Origin of the sequence: Phreatobacter sp. (genome assembly GCF_051860605.1) — a bacterium.
Lineage (GTDB): Bacteria > Pseudomonadota > Alphaproteobacteria > Rhizobiales > Phreatobacteraceae > Phreatobacter.
Genome location: NZ_JBHYDR010000002.1, coordinates 454,093 through 472,580, shown reverse-complemented (window position 1 = coordinate 472,580; position 18,488 = coordinate 454,093). Strand labels below are relative to the sequence as shown.

General features: G+C 70.5%; 17 protein-coding genes and 2 riboswitches. Of the genes, 3 read left to right on the top strand and 14 right to left on the bottom strand.

Features of this window, described 5'->3' with window-relative positions; all coding sequences use genetic code 11:
- Nucleotides 1-15 precede the first annotated feature (15 nt).
- The 3 genes from cobD to ACTIFS_RS05085 are packed head-to-tail and all read left to right on the top strand — an operon-like array spanning nucleotide 16 to nucleotide 3,112.
- Nucleotides 16-1,014, top strand: coding sequence for a threonine-phosphate decarboxylase CobD (gene cobD, locus ACTIFS_RS05095; RefSeq protein ID WP_439572954.1), 999 nt, complete (start codon nucleotides 16-18; stop codon nucleotides 1,012-1,014).
- Nucleotides 1,011-1,631, top strand: coding sequence for a cob(I)yrinic acid a,c-diamide adenosyltransferase (gene cobO / locus ACTIFS_RS05090; protein WP_439572953.1), 621 nt, complete (start codon nucleotides 1,011-1,013; stop codon nucleotides 1,629-1,631). Before cobD ends, cobO begins: the two co-directional genes overlap by 4 nt.
- Nucleotides 1,625-3,112 carry a cobyric acid synthase gene (locus tag ACTIFS_RS05085; protein ID WP_439573050.1) on the top strand — a complete coding sequence of 496 codons (1,488 nt, stop codon included), beginning with the start codon at nucleotides 1,625-1,627 and terminating at the stop codon, nucleotides 3,110-3,112. The genes cobO and ACTIFS_RS05085 overlap by 7 nt, the downstream gene beginning before the upstream one ends.
- Here the strand turns inward: ACTIFS_RS05085 and cbiB are convergent.
- The 14 genes from cbiB to ACTIFS_RS05015 form a co-directional block, all read right to left on the bottom strand.
- On the bottom strand, nucleotides 3,070-4,041 hold the full coding sequence (gene cbiB / locus ACTIFS_RS05080; protein ID WP_439572952.1) for an adenosylcobinamide-phosphate synthase CbiB: 972 nt from the start codon (nucleotides 4,039-4,041) through the stop codon (nucleotides 3,070-3,072). The two genes, ACTIFS_RS05085 and cbiB, sit on opposite strands and share 43 nt — an antisense overlap.
- Nucleotides 4,025-4,891, bottom strand: a complete 867-nt coding sequence (locus ACTIFS_RS05075) for an ABC transporter substrate-binding protein (protein WP_439572951.1) — start codon at nucleotides 4,889-4,891, stop codon at nucleotides 4,025-4,027. Before ACTIFS_RS05075 ends, cbiB begins: the two co-directional genes overlap by 17 nt.
- Nucleotides 4,891-5,664 carry an ABC transporter ATP-binding protein gene (locus ACTIFS_RS05070; protein ID WP_439572950.1) on the bottom strand — a complete coding sequence of 258 codons (774 nt, stop codon included), beginning with the start codon at nucleotides 5,662-5,664 and terminating at the stop codon, nucleotides 4,891-4,893. The genes ACTIFS_RS05075 and ACTIFS_RS05070 overlap by 1 nt, the downstream gene beginning before the upstream one ends.
- On the bottom strand, nucleotides 5,661-6,617 hold the full coding sequence (locus ACTIFS_RS05065; RefSeq protein ID WP_439573049.1) for a FecCD family ABC transporter permease: 957 nt from the start codon (nucleotides 6,615-6,617) through the stop codon (nucleotides 5,661-5,663). Before ACTIFS_RS05065 ends, ACTIFS_RS05070 begins: the two co-directional genes overlap by 4 nt.
- Nucleotides 6,618-6,700: 83 nt before the next feature.
- Nucleotides 6,701-8,650 (bottom strand): TonB-dependent receptor plug domain-containing protein, encoded by a 1,950-nt coding sequence (locus ACTIFS_RS05060; protein ID WP_439572949.1) that lies wholly within the window; start codon nucleotides 8,648-8,650, stop codon nucleotides 6,701-6,703.
- A gap of 34 nt (nucleotides 8,651-8,684) precedes the next feature.
- Nucleotides 8,685-8,893: riboswitch (cobalamin riboswitch) on the bottom strand.
- Between the two features lie 57 nt (nucleotides 8,894-8,950).
- Nucleotides 8,951-9,475 (bottom strand): bifunctional adenosylcobinamide kinase/adenosylcobinamide-phosphate guanylyltransferase, encoded by a 525-nt coding sequence (cobU, locus tag ACTIFS_RS05055; RefSeq protein ID WP_439572948.1) that lies wholly within the window; start codon nucleotides 9,473-9,475, stop codon nucleotides 8,951-8,953.
- Nucleotides 9,472-9,918, bottom strand: coding sequence for a DUF1636 family protein (locus ACTIFS_RS05050; RefSeq protein ID WP_439572947.1), 447 nt, complete (start codon nucleotides 9,916-9,918; stop codon nucleotides 9,472-9,474). The genes cobU and ACTIFS_RS05050 overlap by 4 nt, the downstream gene beginning before the upstream one ends.
- 102 nt (nucleotides 9,919-10,020) lie before the next feature.
- Nucleotides 10,021-10,227, bottom strand: a riboswitch (cobalamin riboswitch).
- 54 nt (nucleotides 10,228-10,281) lie between these two features.
- On the bottom strand, nucleotides 10,282-10,839 hold the full coding sequence (locus ACTIFS_RS05045; protein ID WP_439572946.1) for a tetratricopeptide repeat protein: 558 nt from the start codon (nucleotides 10,837-10,839) through the stop codon (nucleotides 10,282-10,284).
- A gap of 120 nt (nucleotides 10,840-10,959) precedes the next feature.
- Nucleotides 10,960-11,424 carry a PTS sugar transporter subunit IIA gene (locus tag ACTIFS_RS05040; RefSeq protein WP_439572945.1) on the bottom strand — a complete coding sequence of 155 codons (465 nt, stop codon included), beginning with the start codon at nucleotides 11,422-11,424 and terminating at the stop codon, nucleotides 10,960-10,962.
- A gap of 114 nt (nucleotides 11,425-11,538) precedes the next feature.
- Entirely contained in the window at nucleotides 11,539-12,138 is a 600-nt protein-coding gene (hpf, locus tag ACTIFS_RS05035; RefSeq protein ID WP_439572944.1) for a ribosome hibernation-promoting factor, HPF/YfiA family, read from the bottom strand.
- A 258-nt stretch (nucleotides 12,139-12,396) separates the two neighbouring features.
- Nucleotides 12,397-15,690, bottom strand: a complete 3,294-nt coding sequence (locus ACTIFS_RS05030; RefSeq protein WP_439572943.1) for a carboxyl transferase domain-containing protein — start codon at nucleotides 15,688-15,690, stop codon at nucleotides 12,397-12,399.
- Nucleotides 15,687-16,649 (bottom strand): ABC transporter ATP-binding protein, encoded by a 963-nt coding sequence (locus tag ACTIFS_RS05025; protein WP_439572942.1) that lies wholly within the window; start codon nucleotides 16,647-16,649, stop codon nucleotides 15,687-15,689. Before ACTIFS_RS05025 ends, ACTIFS_RS05030 begins: the two co-directional genes overlap by 4 nt.
- Nucleotides 16,649-17,632, bottom strand: a complete 984-nt coding sequence (locus tag ACTIFS_RS05020; protein WP_439572941.1) for an ABC transporter ATP-binding protein — start codon at nucleotides 17,630-17,632, stop codon at nucleotides 16,649-16,651. The genes ACTIFS_RS05025 and ACTIFS_RS05020 overlap by 1 nt, the downstream gene beginning before the upstream one ends.
- Nucleotides 17,632-18,474: an ABC transporter permease gene (locus ACTIFS_RS05015; protein ID WP_439572940.1), complete on the bottom strand. Its 843-nt coding sequence runs from the start codon at nucleotides 18,472-18,474 to the stop codon at nucleotides 17,632-17,634. Before ACTIFS_RS05015 ends, ACTIFS_RS05020 begins: the two co-directional genes overlap by 1 nt.
- Between the last annotated feature and the right edge of the window lie 14 nt (nucleotides 18,475-18,488).

Sequence of the window (18,488 nt, the reverse complement as noted above, 5' to 3'; positions counted from 1 at the left end):
GGCTGAAGCGATTCCATGCGGCATGGTGGCGACCTTTCGGATGCGGCGGCGCTCGTACCCGACATCTCGGACTGGATCGACCTGTCGACCGGCATCAACCCCCATGCCTGGCCGGTCAGGGGCATCGCCCCGCGCGCCTGGACCGCCCTGCCCGGCCGGGCCGATCTCGCCCGTTTTCTCGACGCCGCCCGCGCAGCCTACCGGGCACCGGCCGGAGCCCGGCTCGTCGCCGCGCCGGGCACGGAGATGCTCATCGGCCTGATCCCGCTGATTGCCGGCGGCGGGCCGGTGGCGATCGCCGGCCCGACCTACGGCTCGCACGAACGGCTCTGGCAGGCGGCGGGGGCCGCCATCGCGCCGCTCGCACCGGATCGCATCGGGGCGATCGACCGCCACGCCGTCATCGTGCGGCCGAACAATCCGGACGGGGCAATGCTCGACGGGGCAACCGTCATGCGGATTGCCGAGCGCTGCGCCCGTCAGGATGGGCTGCTGGTCATCGACGAGGCCTTCGTCGACTGCAAGCCGGACTCAACGCTCGTCCACCTCGCCGCGACGCATCCGGTCGTCGTGCTGCGCTCCTTCGGCAAGTTCCACGGCCTTGCGGGCCTCAGGCTCGGCGTCGCCATCGGCCCGCCAGAGATCACCCGCGCGCTGGAGGCCCGGCTCGGCGAATGGGCCGTGTCCGGCCCGGCGCTCGCCATCGGCACCGCGGCGCTGGCGGATGCGGCCTGGGCCGCTGCCATGCGGCAGCGGCTCGCACGCGAGGCCACCCGGCTCGACCGGCTGCTGGCCGGGGCCGGCTTCGCGCGGCCCGGCGGCACGCCGCTGTTCCGGCTCGCCCACCATCCGCGGGCACAGGACTGGCACCTTGCGCTCGCCCGTTCGGGCCTCTGGACGCGGCGCTTCGACCATGATCATGAGGTGCTGCGGTTCGGCCTGCCAGGCCGGCGCGCGCACTGGCAGAGGCTGTCTGCGGCTCTGGCCGCCGGCCTCCAGAGGAGGACAGGATGACCGCCACCGACGAGGCCGCGAACATCCGCCATGCGGAAAAGATGAAGAAGCACAAGGCGGCCAAGGACGCCATGCTGGCCGGCAAGACCGACGACAAGGGCCTGCTCATCGTCCATACCGGCCCCGGCAAGGGCAAGACCTCGGCGGCGCTCGGCATGGTGTTCCGCCACATCGCCCATGGCCTGCCGGCCGCCGTCGTGCAGTTCACCAAGGCGCCCGACTGGGTGACCGGCGAGGCGCTGCTGCTCAGGCGCTTCCCCGAGCTCTGCACGCTCGAGATCATGGGCGAGGGCTTCACCTGGGAGACGCAGGACCGCACGCGCGACATGGCGGCGGCCCGCCGGGCCTGGGAGCGCGCCAAGGAGGTGATCCTGGACGACCATCACCGGCTGGTGCTGCTCGACGAGCTCAACATCGTGCTGCGCTACGACTCGCTGCCGCTCGACGAGGTGGTGGCGTTCCTGCGCGACGAGAAGCCGGCCGGCAAGCATGTGATCGTCACCGGCCGCAACGCCAAGCCCGAACTGATCGAGATTGCCGACCTCGTCACGGAGATGACGCTGGTCAAGCACCCGTTCCGGGCCGGGGTGAAGGCGCAGAAGGGCATCGAATATTGACCACCCCCGCCGTCATGGTGATGGGTACGGGCTCCAATGTCGGCAAATCGACGCTGGTGGCGGCGCTGGCCCGTGCCTATCGGCGGCGCGGCCTGACGGTCATGCCGTTCAAGCCGCAGAACATGTCGAACAATGCGGCGGTGACGGTGGACGGCGGCGAGATCGGCCGCGCCCAGGCGGTGCAGGCGCGGGCGGCAGGCGTTGCGCCGACCGTTCACATGAACCCGGTGCTGCTGAAGCCCGAGACCGATACCGGCGCGCAGGTGATCGTGCAGGGCCGGCGCATCGGAACCCTGCGCGCGCTCGACTACGGCACCCGCAAGGAGCGGCTGCTCGCCCCGGTTCTCGACAGCTTCGGGCGGCTCGAACGGGCCGCCGATCTGGTTCTGGTGGAAGGCGCCGGCAGCCCTGCCGAGGTCAACCTTCGGGCCGGCGACATCGCCAATATGGGTTTTGCCATGGCGGCTGGGGTGCCGGTGGTGCTGGCCGGCGACATCGACCGCGGCGGCGTCATCGCCAGCCTCGTCGGCACCCATGCCGTGCTGCCGCCCGACGAGCGCGCGCTGATCCGCGGCTTCCTCATCAACAAATTCCGCGGCGAGGTGAGCCTGTTCGACGGCGGGCTTGCAACGATCGAGCGGCTGACCGGCTGGTCCTCGCTCGGCATCGTGCCGTGGTGCGCGGCGGCGCGCGACCTGCCGGCAGAGGATGCGCTCGACCTCGACCGGGGCGGAGGGGAAGCGGCGGGCCTGACCGTTGCCGTGCCGGTGCTCTCGCGCATCGCCAATTTCGACGATCTCGACCCGCTCGGCATGGAGCCGGGAGTGCGGCTCGTCTTCGTCGGTCCCGGCGAGCCGCTGCCGGTCTGCGACGTCGTCATCCTGCCAGGCTCGAAATCGACCATCGGTGACCTTGCCTTCCTGCGCGCGCAGGGCTGGGACATCGACCTGGCCGCCCATGTGCGGCGCGGTGGCCATGTGGTCGGGCTGTGCGGCGGCTACCAGATGCTCGGCCGCGTGGTACGCGACCCCGATGGCGTGGAGGGCCCGCCCGGAGAGGTGGCAGGGCTCGGCCTGCTCGACATCGAGACGGTGCTGACCGGCGACAAGATCACCGCCCCCGCCTCTGGCACCCATGTCGCGACCGGCGCCGCCATCGGCGGCTACGAAATCCATCTCGGACGGACATCGGGACCAGGTTGCGCGCGGCCCATGGTCCGGCTGGGGGACAGGCCGGATGGCGCGGTCTCGGCCGACGGGCGCATTGCCGGCTGCTATGTCCATGGCCTGTTCGGCGCGGACGGGTTCCGGAAGGCCTGGCTCGCCGGCTTCGGGATCGCCTCGCAGCTTGCCTACGAGGCTCGGGTGGAGGCGGCTCTCGACACGCTGGCCGACCATGTGGAGCAGCACCTCGACCTCGACCGCCTGCTTGCCATCGCTCAGGCCAGAAGCAGCCAGACGCCGGCAATCGCGAGCGCCTGAACGAGGCAGGCCGCGGCGATCAGGCGGATGGCGCGGGCGATATCGGCCGGCCCGGCATCGCGGCGGCCGCCGGCATTCAGGAACGGGTCCTCGACGAGGTGCGCGCCGTAGCGGCGGGGTCCGGCGAGCGCCAGGCCAAGCGCGCCGGCGGCGGCCGCCTCCGGCCATCCCGCATTGGGCGAGCGGTGCAGGCGGGCATCGGCAAGCGCGGTGCGCAGCGCGACGAGCGGCGAGCCGCCCGCGAGCGGGGCGGCAAGCGCCACGAAGACGGCCGAGAGCCGCGCCGGCAGGAGGTTCATCAGGTCATCGAGGCGCGCGGCGGCCCAGCCGAAGGCCTCGTGGCGCGCCGTGCGGTGGCCGATCATGGAATCGGCGGTGTTGACCAGCTTGTAGAGGACGAGGCCGGGCAGGCCGCCGATCAGGAACCAGAAGGCCGGCGCCACCACGCCGTCGGAATAGTTCTCGGCCGCCGATTCGATGGCCGCGCGGGCAACGCCCGCCTCATCCAGGCTTTCGGGATCGCGCCCGACGATCATGGAGACGGCGCGGCGGCCCTCCGCGAGGCTTGCCGCCAGACCGTCGCACACGCGCGCGACATGGCGGACGAGGCTGTTCTGCGCGATCAGCACGCTGGCAGCGGCGGCAAGCCAGAGCCAGCCGAAGGGCAGTGCCAGCAGCGCCGCCTGCAGCGCCAGCGCCGCAAGGCCCCAGCCAAGCATCAACAGCGCCAGCGCACCGACCCCGGCAAGCCGGCGCCGGGCGGCCGGATCGCCGTCATGGTTCATCCACCGGTCGAAAGCCGCAATGCCGGCGCCCATCCAGGCGACGGGATGCGGCAGGCGGCGCCAGACCGCATCCGGATCGCCGATGGCCGCATCCAGCGCCAGCGCGAACAAGAGGATCAGCGCCAGGTCAGCGGGTGGCAGCACGGGCACCGCCCAGACGCTCGAACTCGGCGGCCAGCAGGTCGAGGGCCTCGATCAGCATGGGCCCGCCGCAGGTGGTCAGCCGCTCCGGGATGGTGACCCGGCGGGTGCGCGATGCCGTGCGTTCGAGGGCGGGGTGAAGCAGCAGCGCCCGGCCCTGGTCCTCGGCGCGCTCGTCGTCCCGCGTGACCAGCAGGACGTCCGGCCGCGCGGCGACGATGACCTCCAGCGAGACGAAGCGGCCGGCGCGCAGGCCGAGTTCAGCGGCGACATTGACGACCCCGATGGTGGCGAGCATCTCGCTGGTCAGGGTGGCGCTGCCGGTCACCCAGCCGCGCCGCTGCACCGGCAGCACCCGCACGGGCGAGGCTTGCGCGCGCGCGCGCGCGCGTTCGACGGCGGCATCGATATCCGCAACCAGCCGTTCCGCCACGGCCTCCCGGCGGATCAGGCGGCCCATGCGCAGGATCTGCGCGCGCGCCTCGGCGATGGTGCGGACCGCGTCGAATTCCTCGAGGCGCACGCCCTGCGCGCGCAGCATCTCCCGCGTCGCGCGGCGGGTGAAACGGCCGGCCACGACGAGGTCCGGCTTCATCACGAGAATGTCCTCGGCATGGCCGGAGAGGATCCGGTGGCTGGTGGCCCGGTCCGCCGCCCAGGCACGCTGGGCATCGCGGGCATAGGGGCCGAGGCCGAGAATCTGGGAGGGTTCGGCCAGCGCCAGCAGCAGCTGGTCGGTGCACAGGTTATTGGACGCGACCCGCGGGAGCGACGCCTGCGCGAAGGCCGCACCGACAACCGGCAGAAGGGCCGCGAGCACGACAGCGGCGAGCCAAGCCAGACGGCGTGCCATCAGACGGCCTGCCATGGCACCAGCACCCGTGTTCCGTCGCGCTCGACAGCCAGCACGTCGATGGCAAAGACCTCCCGCATCAGATCCGCCGTCAGGGTCGCGCCCGGCGGACCGAGGGCCGCGACCCGCCCCCCGGCGAGCACCATGACCAGGTCTGCATGGCGGGCAGCGAGCGTCAGGTCGTGCGTCACCGCGACGACGAGACGGCCGCGATCGGCCTCGGCGCGCAGGAGGCTCATCATGTCGAGCTGGTAATGGGGATCGAGGGAGGCGGTCGGCTCGTCGGCGAGGATCACCGGAGGCTGGCCGGCAATGACGCGGGCCAGCGCGACGCGGGCGCGCTCGCCGCCGGAGAGTTCAGTGACGGGACGCTCCGCGAAGGCCAAGGTGCCGGTGAGGCGCATGGCCGCGTCCACCGCCGCCGTCTGTTCGGCGGTGAGGCGGGACGGATCGCGCGCACCCTGGGCATAGAGGCCGAGAGAGACGATGTCGCGGGCGGCGAGCGGCCAGTGGGCGACATGGCCCTGCGGCAGGTACCCGGTGAGGCGGGCACGCGCGGGGGCCGAGAAGGCAGAGAGCGACCGCCCGTCCAGATCGATCCGGCCGGCATGGGGCACGAGCCCGGCTATGGCACGGACCAGCGTGGTCTTGCCCGCGCCATTCGGTCCGAGGATCGCGACCAGCGCGCCCGAGGGGAATGTGGCGTCGATACCGCTCACCACCTCGCGGCTGCCGAGACGGACGCAGACGTCCTGCAGAACGAGCGCGCTCATGCGAGGCCCCCGCCGAGGGCCCGGCGCTCGCGCAGGATGAGGAACAGGAAGAAGGGCACGCCGATCAGCGCCGTCAGCACGCCGACCTTGATGTCGGTGGTGGACGGAATGACGCGCACCGCGATATCGGCCGCCGACAGGAGCGCGGCACCGGCGAGTGCCGCCGGCACGAGCAGTCGCGACGGATCATGGCCAACCAGCGGGCGCATGAGATGCGGTGCCACCAGCCCGATGAAGCCGATGGTGCCGGCCACCGCGACCGAAGCCCCCACGCCGAGCGCGACCCCGATGATCACCACCAGCCGCAGCCGGCCGACCGCGACGCCAAGGCTCTGGGCGACCTCCTCGCCGAGGGTGAGCGCCCGGAAGGCCGGCGCCTGCCAGAGCAGCAGACCGGCCGCGAGCAGCATGAACGGGGCGGCGAGCGTGAGATGCCGGAACGAACGGTCCTCCAGCGAGCCGAGCAGCCAGAAGGCGATCTCCAGCGCCGCGAAGGGATTGGGGGCAAGGTTCAGCGCCAGCGCCGTGCCGGCGCCGGCCAGTGCGGAAATTGCGAGGCCCGCCAGGATGAGGATGAGCAGGCCGGCATTGCGGCCGGCCACCGCGATCAGAAGGAAGACCGAGGCGAAGGCCCCGGCAATCGCCGCCACCGGCAGCATCCAGGACAGCGCATCCCCGACGCCCAGCGAGATGCAGGCCACCGCGCCGAAGGCGGCCGCCTGCGGTGCGCCAAACAGGGAGGGTGCCGCCAGCGGATTGCGCAGGAGCCCCTGCATCGCCGCACCCGACAGCCCGAGGATGGCGCCGATCAGCACGGCCAGCAGGGCCCGCGGCAGGCGGATCTCGGTGACGATGATGGCGAGCGGCCCGTCGAGCCGGCCGGCCAGCGCGCGCAACACGTCCCCCGGCGCGATCGGCACCGGGCCGAAGCCCAGCGAGGCGACGAAGAGCATGAGAACCACCGCCGCCAGCACGGGGACGACGAGCGCGCCCCCGCGGGTGGCGCGCACGGACGCGCTGGCGGCGGAGACTGTCGTCACCAGGTCCCCCTCAGGCCGGCATAGACGCTGCGGCCGGCGGTCCCGTAGTTGAGGATCTCCTCGTATCGCACGTCGAACAGGTTCTCGGCGCGCGCGAACAGCGTAACGTTCCTCGTCAGCTTGTAGTCGGCCCGCACGTCGAGGCGCGCATAGGGCGCCAGCCGGCTGGTCTGGTTGTTGCCGCTGAACCGGTGGGAGACCAGGAACAGCATGGGCTCGATGCGCCACTTGTCGTCCGGGGTCCAGACCATCGAGAGGCGGGCCGAGTGCGGCGGCCGGCGGGCCAGCAGCAGGCCGCTGGCGGCGTTGCGCGCGTCGAGATGGGTATAAGCCGCGTGGAAGGACAGCACCCGCGGCACGATGTGGATCGCGGCCGCCACCTCCACCCCGTGGATGCGCGCCCGCGAGACGTTGAGATAGCCTCCCGGCGCCGGGGTGAACACGAAGTCGATGAGGTTGCGGATGCGGTTGTTGAAATAGGTGACCGACACGCTGCCGAGATTGCCCGGAATGCGCTGGTCGATGCCGGCATCCCAGCCGAACGAGGTTTCGGGCTGCAGGGCGGCATTGCCGTAGGTCGGGTCGAAGCGCTGGAACAGGGTGGGCGCCTTGCCGCCGGTTCCGGCGCTGGCGCGCAGCGTCGTGCCGGTCTCCGGGATCTGGTAGGCGGCGGTCGAGCGCCAGGTGGCGAATTGCGGGCCGTCGACGATGCGGTCCACCCGCCCGCCGAGCGAGACGGTCAGGCGGTCGCCGACCGGCAGGGTCCACAATCCGAAGACCGAGTTGGTCACCTGCGAGGCGCTCTGCCCTGGCACAAGCGGCATCAGGACCGGCAATTGCACCTGGCTTGAGGTGAGGATGCTCTCGCGCTCGTGGCGGGCGCCGAAGACGACCGTTCCGAAGGCGTCGAGCCGGGCCGTGCCCTGGTATTCCGCGCCGATCCGGCGGCCGAAAAAGTCGCTGATCGACTGGTTGGTGTTGGCCGGCGTGAAGGGCGCGGCCGAATAGGTGACGTCGATGAAGCGCCGGTCGGTGTCGTTGATGAAGACGGTCAGCGAATGGGCGAAGCGCCTGTCGGCGGTCTCGTAGGCTGCCTTGGTCCAGCCGTTGAGCAGCGCCTGACGGCCCCGCGAGGCGGTGTCCGGAAACGTCCCGAAGGCCGAATCATAATCGAGCCGGGTGTTGGTGTAGAACAGCGCGGAATCGAAGGTCAGGCCCCAGCCGGTGTCGTAGCCGATGCGCGCCGAGCCGCCGATGCGCTCATAGCCGTCTGCCTCCAGGTTCGGCCTGACCGCGGTGATGCGCGGGATGCGGTAGCCATAGCGGGAGAAGCCCTCCGAACGGGCGCCGAAGGCGGAGAAGGCATAGGACCAGCCGTCGCGGCTGCCCGAGATGGTGCCGCCTCCGGAGGCGGTGGCAAAGCTGCCGCCCTGGATTTCCGCCGTGACGCGCGTCGGACCCGAGCCCTTGCGGGTGATGATGTTGATGACGCCACCGATGGCATCGGAACCGTAGAGCGCCGATTGCGGACCGCGCAGCACCTCGATGCGCTCGATCAGGCCCGGCGCCAGCATGGCGAAGTTGAATTCGCCGGATGCCTGGCCAGGATCGTTGGCGCGCTGGCCGTCGATCAGCACCAGCGTCTGGCCGGGATTGGCGCCGCGCAGGCGGACGGCCGTGGAACCGCCGGGCCCGCCATTCTCGGTGATATCGAGGCCGGGGACACCGCGCAGGACATCGACCACCGAACCTGGATTGGAGCGCTGGATCTGCTCCGCCCTCAGCACGGTGACTGCCGTGCCGGTGCGGGAAGCGTCTTCCTCCGTGCGGGTGGCGGTGATGACGACTTCAGGCAGCGTGGTGGTCTGGCCCTGGGCAAGCGCGGGGGGCGCGCCGAGGCATAGGATGAGGGATGCCGCGCTCGCGCGGATGCTCCGGGACGACATGCATGTGCTCCTTCCGGCCCACCGCCGGACAAGGGTTGACGACATGCTTCCGGCCGGTCTCCTGGCTCGCGGCTCTCGCCCTGTCCGCCTTCCCGGAGCATTTCGGCTCCAGTGGCGTCGTGGACAGGACATGGTCCGCTTACAGTTGCGGGGGCAGCCGTGGCCTTGAGGCATTGCCTCGCACCACGTTCCCGTTTCACCGCCACCCGCGAGGGCGGCGGCACCGAAAGCCCCGCATAGCCATCACAGAATAGGGCACGGGACAAGCCGTCCCTGACGACGGGGGGGGTGGACGAGGCGTCAACCGCTGCCTTTGAGCACCAGTGGCAGGCCTGCGGCGACGAAGACCACGCGGTCCGCCCGCGCGGCCACGGCCTGGTTCAGCCGCCCCTGCGCATCGCGGAAGGCGCGCCCGAGTGCCGTCTCCGGCACGAGGCCGAGTCCGACCTCGTTGGCGACGAGCACCACAGGGCCGCCCGCCGCGCCGAGGGCGGCGAGCAGTTCCGCCTGACGGCTGCCGATGTCCTGTCCCGCGAGCATGAGGTTGGAGAGCCAGAGCGTCAGGCAATCGACCAGAACGGCCCGGCCGTCACCCGCCTCGCGGGCAAGGACAGCGGCGATGTCGACCTGCTCCTCCACCGTGTGCCAGCCATCTTTTGCCCGCATCGCCCGGTGGGCGGCGATGCGCTCCTCCATCTCTGCATCATAGGCACCGGCGGTCGCGACATAGACACGCGCGAGGCCGGTGGCGCGGACCAGCGCCTCGGCATGGGACGACTTGCCCGATCGGGCGCCGCCGAGGACCAGCGTGACCGGCCCGCTCATGGCGTGCCCCCGTCCTCCGGCGACCATCCGGCAGGCGGCACGCGCGCGACGATGGCGCGGCGCAGCACTTCCGGCCGGTCCCGCCAGGGCACGAAGCCGTGCGGCGCCTCGACATAGAGGCGGGCGAAATCGGCCAGGGCGCGGGCCGCCTCCTCGCCGTCCAGATCACCGAACAGGTAGGTGTAGCCGTCGGGATGGGAGACAGCGACCGTGCAGGGCCGCTTGCACACCGACAGGCATTCGCTCGGCCGCACGGTGCAGGCGGCGATATCGCCGAGTTCGCGCTGCACCAGCGCGTGGAAACTGCGGCCGGGCGCGTCCTGCTTTGGCACGCCTTCCGGGCGGCAGGCGGTGCAGACCGTGACGACGGCCTGGGCCGGTCGCGGGGAGTTGAGGTCAACCGGCGGGGCGTCGGCCTGGGCAACGGGGGCGGGAGGGATCATGACGTCTCTCGGTCAGCGACCGGGCATGCCACGCCCGACCTGCCCCGGCGACACGCGCGTGCGTGCGGCCGCGCGACGGACACACCCCGGTCCAACGCGCCCGACGGGGCGGTGTGAGCAGCCGGTCTCCTGGCTTGCGGGTCCATGCGGACCGCCACCCTTCCCGGACCCGCTCCGTCAGGGAGGGCGCCCAGTGGATCGCGGCGGCCGCTCGCCGCCTACAGTTGCGGGGGCAGCCGGGGCTTTGGCGAACCTGACCCCGTTCCCGTTTCACCCGCCGGAGCGGGCACTGCTCAAGGAGCTTGGTGACACGGGCCGGCGCGCCAGGCAAGCCGGCCGGTCGCACGATGCGCCGGCCAGCGCTCAGTGCAGCACGCGGCCGTCATTGGCGTGCATTTCCGCGACGAGCGCGGCGACGCCCTCCAGATGCGGGTTGATGGCCAGCGCCGCCTCGAAGGCAATCAGCGCCTCCGGTTCGCGCCCATGGCGCAGGCATATCTGGGCAAAGCCCGAAATGGCGCCGAAATGGCGCGGCTCGCGCTGCAGCGTCTCCATCACGTCGGCGACCGCATAGCCGTCGTCGCCCTTGATGAAATGCAGCGTCGCCCGCTTGTTCCAGGCCTCGGCCCATTCCGGGCGGGCATCGACGAGCGCGTCCAGCACCAGATGGGCGACGTCATAGTCCTTGGCGGCAAGCGCATTGATCGCCTGCTCCATCGCCTCGTCGGCATATTCGTCCTCGTGATTGGTCCAGATCGCCCAGATCAGGTCCTGCAACTCATAGGCAGGCGTCTGCGGCCGGAACCTGGCGAGGTCTCGGAACAGGGCATCGAGCCTGCGCGGCTGGGCCGGCGAAGGCTTCATGGCATCAAGGCGAAGGACGAGCTGGAGGCACTCGTCGAAGGCAATCGGTTCTGGCACGGCTCGCCTCTCGGGTCGCGGGACCGGATCACGGACACCCCCAGCCTAGCCGCGACTGTGGCTGCATCAAGCCACGCCTGCGCGAGGGTCGTCTGCAGCGGCGAAAGGCCGCGTTGGAGTTCAGGCGGCGTTGGAGGCGGGACCTGCGGCCAGCAGGGTCTTCAGGCTCGCCTCGTCGCGGGCGGCCCGCAGTTTCTGGACATTGGCCTGATCGCGGGTCAGCCGGGCAATGCGCGACAGGGCCTTGAGGTGATCGGCGCCAGCACCCTCGGGCGCCAGGAGGGTGAAGACCAGATCGACCGGCTGGCCATCGATCGAATCGAAGTCGATCGCGGGGTCGAGGCGGGCGAACAGGCCGAAAACCCGATCGAGGCGCGCCAGCTTGCCATGAGGAATGGCGATGCCGTTGCCGGCCCCGGTGGATCCGAGGCGCTCGCGCTCGGACAGCGTGCGGAAGATTTCGGCGGCGTCCCGCCCGGTGATCCGGGCCGCCCTCGCGGAAAGCTCCTGAAGAAGGTGCTTCTTCGAGTCCACGCGCAGGGCCGGGATGATCCCGCCTTCGGCGATGATGTCTGGAAGCGGCATTGGCTGCCTTTTCGGAAGGATGCGGGGAGACGCGGAACTGTCACTATGGCCCATGCAATGACGGTGCCATGACGGGGGCCATGGCGGGCGGCGACGCGGATCAGCGCACCTGCCTCAACTCGGCCCGTCCCGCCCGGCGGCGGGCGGATCGACCCAGCCGACATGGCCGTCCATGCGCCTGTACACCACGTTCACGCGGCCATGCACCGCATGGTGGAAGACCAGCGCCGAAGCGCCCGTTACATCCAGTTCCATAACGGCGTCGGCCACCGTCAGCCGGCGCAGGCTGGTGGTCTGTTCGGCGATGATGACCGGCTCGAAGGGGCCGCCGGCCGCCTCGTCCTGGTCGTCATCAAACTCGGCGGGCGCCTCGATGACGTAATCGCGGGCATCGATGCCCGAGACCTGGTTGTGATGGCCGGTCTTGTCCTTGAGGCGGCGGGCATAGCGCCTGAGCCGCTTCTCGATGCGCAGGGCGGCGAGATCGCAGGCCGGATAGGCATCGGCCGCGAAGGCCTCGGCCTGAAGGGTCGTGCCGGTGGGAAGATGCAGGGCGGCGACGGTGCGGAAGCCATGGGCCTCCTTCTCCACCGTCACATGGCCCGTCACGCGGCCGTCCAGATGGCGAGCGGCCGCCTCACCGACACGTTCTGCGATCCGCTCGCGCAGGGCCTCGCCGATGTCGAGGTTCTTGCCGGAAATGCGCAGAGCCATGTGGGCTCCTCCGTCTATGCGTGCGGTCCCGGGCCGGGAGCGGCCCTGTTCGCACGGTCTCATTATAACCCCGAGGGTTAGGGATGGAACCGGCCCAAGTCAATTCGACCTGTGGACGCGGGGCCGCGCCGATACGGATCGTCCGCCACAACCGGACGGCGCGGCGCGGCCGATCTTGCGATCCGGACAGCGGTCAGCACGTGAAATATCGGCAGACGCTGCTCAGACAGCGTCCGCCTCTCACCTCACGGGTCGGGCTTACCACGTATCGACGAAGGCGCGCTTCTTGCCGCGTCGTGGCAGCGGCGGGGCGATGGTCATCAGGCCGCGGCTGATCCAGGTGCGCGTGTCGGCTGGGTCGATGACGTCGTCGATCTCCAGCAGCGAGGCCATATTGATCGCCTTGCCGCGGGCATAGAGCGCATCGACGCGGCGGCGATATTCCGCCTCGCGCTGCTCGGGATCGGCGATGGCGGCCAGTTCGTTGCGGAAGCCGAGCCTGACGGCGCCCTCAAGGCCCATGCCGCCGAACTCGCCGGTCGGCCAGGAGACGTTGAACATCGGGTTGTGGAAGCAGCCAGCCGCCATGGCCTGCGCGCCGAGCCCGTAGCCCTTGCGCATCACGACGGTGAAGAACGGCACGGACATGTTCGCCCCGCCGACGAACATGCGGCAGACGCGGCGCACCTGTGCGGTCGCCTCCACCTCCGGCCCGACCATGAAGCCAGGCGTGTCGCACAGCGAGACCACCGGCAGGTCGAAGGCATCGCACATCTGGAGGAAGCGCGCGGCCTTGTCGGCGGCTTCCGCGTCGATGGCGCCGCCGAGATGCAGCGGGTTGTTGGCGATCAGGCCCATGGGCCGGCCCTCGATGCGGATGAGGGCGGTGACCATGCCGTGGCCGAAGCCGCGGCGAAGCTCCAGCACCGAACCGGTATCGGCGAGGTTCTCGATGACGGTGCGGATATCGTAGGAGCGGAGCCGGTTCTCGGGGATGGCATTGCGCAGCACGCGCTGGTCGGCTGCCTGCCAGTCCTTCAGCGGACCCTGGAAATAGGACAGATAGCGCTTGGCGGCGACAACCGCCTCGGCCTCGTTGCGCACCAGAATGTCGATGACGCCGTTGCGCCACTGCACCGAAGAGGGCCCGATATCCTCGGGCTTGAACACGCCGAGGCCGCCGCCTTCGATCATGGCCGGCCCGCCCATGCCGATGTTGGAATTCTCGGTGGCGATGATGACGTCGCAGCAGCCGAGCAGGGCGGCATTGCCGGCGAAACAGCGGCCGTTGACCACGCCGATCAGCGGGATGAGGCCCGACAGCCGCGCCAGGGCCGCGAAGGTCGGCACGTCGAGCGAGGCGGATTTCAGCAGTTCCTTGTCGGTCTCGCCCGGCCGGCCGCCACCGCCCTCGGCGAACAGCACCAGCGGGCGGTGCAGGTCTGCGGCGATGTTGAAGATGCGGTCCTGCTTGCCGTGGCCGAACGTGCCCTGCGTGCCGGCGAGCACCGAATAGTCATAGGCGACGACGACGGTGGAGGCCATGTCCTGGCCGACCAGTTCGGCATTGACCGTGCCCCAGCCGGTGATGACGCCGTCGGCCGGCGAGACCTTGAGCAGTTCCTCCATGGAGCGCCGGTTGCGTTGGCCAGCCACCGCCAGCGCCCCGTATTCCATGAAGCTGCCGGGATCGCAGAGGTCCACGACATTGGCGCGCGCCGTTCGACCGCCGGTCTTCGCACGCCGCGCCACCGCCTCCGGTCGCGCCACGTCGAGGGTCAGGTGCTTGCGTGCCAGAACCTCGGCGAGGTCGGGGCGGATGGCGTCCAGATCGACGGCCCTGGTCTCGACCTCGCCTTCCGCGCCGAGGTCCAGCGCCTCGATATGGACAATGGCCTCGCCGGGATTGGTGACCTCGCCCCTGACCGCGTCGATCCTGCGGACGATGCCGCCGGTCGGGGCGGCAATGACATGCTCCATCTTCATGGCTTCGAGCACGGCGACCGTGGCGCCGGCGCGGATCTCCTGACCGACCGCCACGTCGAGCGAGACGACGAGCCCGGCCATGGGAGCCGTCACCGGCTCGGTGCCGGGCGGACCATCGGCCATCCGGATCGCTGCCTGCGGCGCCACGGCCATGGCCAGCGCCGGCTTCGCCATGGCGGCCGCGGCCGCCACGAGGGCCGGCGCATGGGCGTCGATGGTGCGGGTGGTCACCCGGTTGGCGGCCACGTCGTCGCGGTCGAGCAGGGCCGACAGGAAGGCCGCGTTGGTCGCGACGCCCTCGATGCGGAACTCGGCGAGCGCCCGGCGCGCCGCACGCATGGCGGCGGCATAGTCGCCGCCCGGCTCGTGAACGATCAGCTTGGCAAGCAGGGAATCGAAGGCGGCGCTGGTGCGGTAGCCGGAATAGCCGAACCCGTCGACGCGGATGCCGGCCCCGGAAGGCGGCTCATAGACGCTGATCTGGCCGCCGGCGGGAAGCGCGCCGCCATCGGCCTGCATCGTCTCCATGTTGATGCGCAGCTGGATGGCATGACCACGCGACGCGGGCGCCAGATCCTGGGTCAGGCCGAGTTCCTTCAGGCTGGCGCCGCCGGCAATGCGGATCTGGGACTGGACCAGGTCGATGCCGGTCACCGCCTCCGTCACCGTGTGCTCCACCTGCAGGCGCGGATTGGCCTCGATGAAGACGAAGCGATCCGAACGCGCGGCATCGACCAGGAACTCGAAGGTGCCGAGGCTGCGATAGCCGACCTTGCGCGCCATGGTGACGGCCGCCTCGGTGATGCGCGCGCGCAGGCCCGCATCGAGCGTCGGGCTCGGGGCGATCTCGACCAGCTTCTGGTGGCGGCGCTGCAAGGTGCATTCGCGCTCGCCGAGATGGACCACCTCGGTGCCGTCGCCGACGATCTGCACCTCGATATGCCGGGCCTCGGCGATCAGTTCCTCGACATAGAGATCGCCATTGCCGAAGGCGGCCTTGGCCTCGGAGGACGACCGCGTCCAGGCTTCATCCAGTTCGGCCGCATTGCGGGCAACGCGCATGCCGCGCCCGCCACCGCCGGCAACCGCCTTGACCATGACCGCCCCGCCGGGACCGAGCGAGGCAAGAAAGGCCTGTGCCGTGGCGACATCGTCCGAGCGCTGCGAGCCTCCGAGCACCGGCACGCCGCAGGCGGCGGCGAGGGTGCGCGCAGCGGTCTTGTCGCCAAACAGGCGCAGCATGTCCGGCGTCGGGCCGATGAAGGTGAGGCCGGCCTCCGCACAGGCTGCGGCGAAATCGGCATTCTCGCTCAGGAACCCGTAGCCGGGATGGACGGCATCGCAACCGGCTTGCCGCGCCGCCGCGACGACGGCCGCGATGTCGAGATAACCGGCCGCGCCCCGGCCGGGCAGCGCCACCGCCGTGTCGGCGCGCAGGACGTGCAGCGACTGGGCATCATCGGCCGAATGGACAGCCACCGGCCGCAGGCCGAGGCTCGAACAGGCCCGGCCGATGCGGATGGCGATTTCGCCGCGGTTGGCGATCAGGATCGAGGACAGGCTCATGGGGCGAGGGTCGCACTTTCAGGCACGCGGTCGGGGGCCAGCAGGTGACAGGCCGCAACATGGCCGGCACCGGCAACGTCATGGTTCTCCGGCTTCACCTGCGAGCACATGGGCACGGCCACCGGGCAGCGGGGATGGAAGTGGCAGCCGGACGGCGGGTCGAGCGCGCTGGCGATCTCGCCGAGCAGAGCCGCATCCGGCAGGACGTGATCGGGATCGGGCTGCGGCACGGCATCGAGCAGCGCGCGGGTATAGGGATGGGAGGGCGCGCCGAACACGTCCTCGGTGCCGCCGTGCTCGACGATGCGCCCCAGATAGGCCACCGCCGTCAGGGTCGAGAAATGCTCGACCAGCGCGAGGTCATGGGCGATCACCAGATAGGTGAGCGAGAATTCCTGCTGGATGTCGGCGAGCAGGTTGAGCACCTGCGCGCGGATCGACACGTCGAGCGCCGAGACCGGCTCGTCGAGCACCATCAGGCGCGGGCGCAGGGCGAGCGCGCGCGCGATGGCGATGCGCTGGCGCTGCCCGCCGGAGAACTCATGCGGGAACAGCGAGGCGGCCGAGGCCGGCAGGCCGACATGGTCGAGCAGTTCCTCGACGCGCTTGCGCAAGGCTGCCCGGTCCGGCCGCTCATGGGCAAGGATCGGCTCGGCCACGATGCCGGCCACCCGCATGCGTGGATTGAGCGAGGCATAGGGGTCCTGGAACACCGCCTGCACCTGGCGGCGGTAGCCCTTGAGTTCCGCGCGGCTCATGCCGGCAAGGTCCTGGCCGTCGAACAGGATGCGGCCGGCGGTCGGCTGCTCCAGCATGAGGATGAGCTTGGCCAGCGTGGTCTTGCCGCAGCCGGATTCGCCCACCAGTGCCAGCGTCTGACCCTCGGGAACCGTGAGGCTGACGCCGTCCACCGCCTTCACAGCGCCGTAGTGCTTGGAGACCCGGTCGAGCACGAGCATCAGGCCGCCTCCCCCGACCGCCAGCAGGCGACCGTATGGCCCGGCCCGACGGCCGTGGTGTCCGGGTATTGCTCGCAGGCGGCGACCTTCAGCGGGCAGCGCGCCGCGAACCGGCAGCCGGCCGGCGGGTCGATCAGGCTCGGCGGCTGGCCGGGAATGGCGACGAGGCGGCGGCCGCGGCTGCCGATCTTCGGGATCGCATCCAGAAGCGCGCGGGTATAGGGGTGCGCAGGATTGCGGAACACCTCGCGCACCGGGCCGGTCTCGACGATGCGGCCGGCATACATCACCGCGATCCGGTTGCAGAGGCTTGCGGCCACGCCGAGGTCGTGGGTGATCAGGATGATGCCGGCGCCGGTCTCGTCCTGCAGGCGCCTGAGCAGGGCGATCATCTGCGCCTGGATGGTCACGTCGAGGGCCGTGGTCGGCTCGTCGGCGATCAGGAGGCGCGGGCCGCGGCCGATGGCCATAGCGGTGACGATGCGCTGGCGCTGGCCGCCGGAGAACTGGTGCGGGTAGTGGCCGAGCCGCTCTTCCGGCGAGGGAATGCGCACCCGCTGGAGCACGTCGACGGCGGCGGCGCGGGCCTCGGTGCGCGGCAGACCGCCATGGTAGCGGAACGGCCCGGACACCTGGTCGCCGATCGAGAAGACCGGGTTGAGCGAGGTCATCGGGTCCTGCGCGATCATGGCGATCCGCCGGCCGCGCACGTCGCGGGCCAGCACCTTTTCCGGCAGCGTGGTCAGTTCCTCGCCGTCGAGGCGGATGCTGCCGGCAACGATCTGCCCGGCGCCCTTGGGCAGGAGGCGCAGGATCGACAGCCCGGTCATCGACTTGCCGGAGCCGGATTCGCCGACCAGGCCGAGCGTCTCGCCCTCCCCGACGGTGAGGTCGACACCATCGACGGCGCGCACAACGCCACGCTTGAGATGGATGTGGGTCTTCAGACCCTCGATGGCGAGAAGCGGAGCGGGCCCGGTCATCACATCTGCCTCAGGCGCGGGTCGAGGCGGTCGCGCAGCCAGTCGCCGAACAGATTGGCCGCAAGGCAGGTCAGCATGATCGCGATGCCCGGCATGGTGATCGCCCACCAGGCATTGGAGATGTACTGGCGCGCGTCGGAGAGCATCAGGCCCCAGGAGACATCCGGCTGCTGGATGCCGAGGCCGAGGAAGGACAGGGACGCCTCGAAGATGATGACCTGGCCAACCTGGAGGGTCGCCAGCACCAGCAGCGTGTTCATGATGTTGGGCAGGAGGTGGCGCAGGAAGATAACCGGCGTGGACACGCCCGCAACCCGCGCGAAGGCGACATAGTCGCGCGTCTTCAGCGACAGGATCTCGCCGCGGATGATGCGCGCATACCAGGTCCAGTAGGTCAGCACGATGACGATCACCACCGTGCTCAGACCGGGCTGGAGGGCCGCGGCCAGCAGCAGCGCCAAAGCGATCGAGGGGATCGACATCTGGATTTCGACCAGCCGCATGATGACCTGATCAACACGCCCGCCGAAATAACCGGAGATCATGCCGACGAGCGCGCCGATCGCGCCGGAGAAGGCGATGGCATAGAGCGAGACGATCACCGAGACCCGGCAGCCGGCAATGATCCGCGAGAGGATGTCGCGGCCGAGATTGTCCGTGCCGAGCGGATGCGACCAGGAGCCCTCCTTCGCCCAGAACGGCGGCTGGAAGGACGCGTCGAGGTCGGCATCGTTGGGGTCGAAGGGCGCCACCAGATGGCCGGCCACGGCGCAGAAGATCACGGTGCCCAGGATGATCAGCGGGATGACCGGCGCGCCTCTCAGGCGGGCCAGCCACGCCATGCGCGGCATTGGAA

Coding starts and splice junctions, on each gene's coding strand:
- cobD (WP_439572954.1), top strand. CDS start 16: ATGCGGCATGGTGGCGACCTTTCGGATGCGGCGGCGCTCGTACCCGAC.
- cobO (WP_439572953.1), top strand. CDS start 1,011: ATGACCGCCACCGACGAGGCCGCGAACATCCGCCATGCGGAAAAGATG.
- ACTIFS_RS05075 (WP_439572951.1), bottom strand. CDS start 4,891: ATGGCACGCCGTCTGGCTTGGCTCGCCGCTGTCGTGCTCGCGGCCCTT.
- ACTIFS_RS05070 (WP_439572950.1), bottom strand. CDS start 5,664: ATGAGCGCGCTCGTTCTGCAGGACGTCTGCGTCCGTCTCGGCAGCCGC.
- ACTIFS_RS05065 (WP_439573049.1), bottom strand. CDS start 6,617: ATGCTCTTCGTCGCCTCGCTGGGCTTCGGCCCGGTGCCGATCGCGCCG.
- ACTIFS_RS05060 (WP_439572949.1), bottom strand. CDS start 8,650: ATGTCGTCCCGGAGCATCCGCGCGAGCGCGGCATCCCTCATCCTATGC.
- cobU (WP_439572948.1), bottom strand. CDS start 9,475: ATGAGCGGGCCGGTCACGCTGGTCCTCGGCGGCGCCCGATCGGGCAAG.
- ACTIFS_RS05050 (WP_439572947.1), bottom strand. CDS start 9,918: ATGATCCCTCCCGCCCCCGTTGCCCAGGCCGACGCCCCGCCGGTTGAC.
- ACTIFS_RS05040 (WP_439572945.1), bottom strand. CDS start 11,424: ATGCCGCTTCCAGACATCATCGCCGAAGGCGGGATCATCCCGGCCCTG.
- hpf (WP_439572944.1), bottom strand. CDS start 12,138: ATGGCTCTGCGCATTTCCGGCAAGAACCTCGACATCGGCGAGGCCCTG.
- ACTIFS_RS05030 (WP_439572943.1), bottom strand. CDS start 15,690: ATGAGCCTGTCCTCGATCCTGATCGCCAACCGCGGCGAAATCGCCATC.
- ACTIFS_RS05025 (WP_439572942.1), bottom strand. CDS start 16,649: ATGCTCGTGCTCGACCGGGTCTCCAAGCACTACGGCGCTGTGAAGGCG.
- ACTIFS_RS05020 (WP_439572941.1), bottom strand. CDS start 17,632: ATGACCGGGCCCGCTCCGCTTCTCGCCATCGAGGGTCTGAAGACCCAC.
- ACTIFS_RS05015 (WP_439572940.1), bottom strand. CDS start 18,474: ATGGCGTGGCTGGCCCGCCTGAGAGGCGCGCCGGTCATCCCGCTGATC.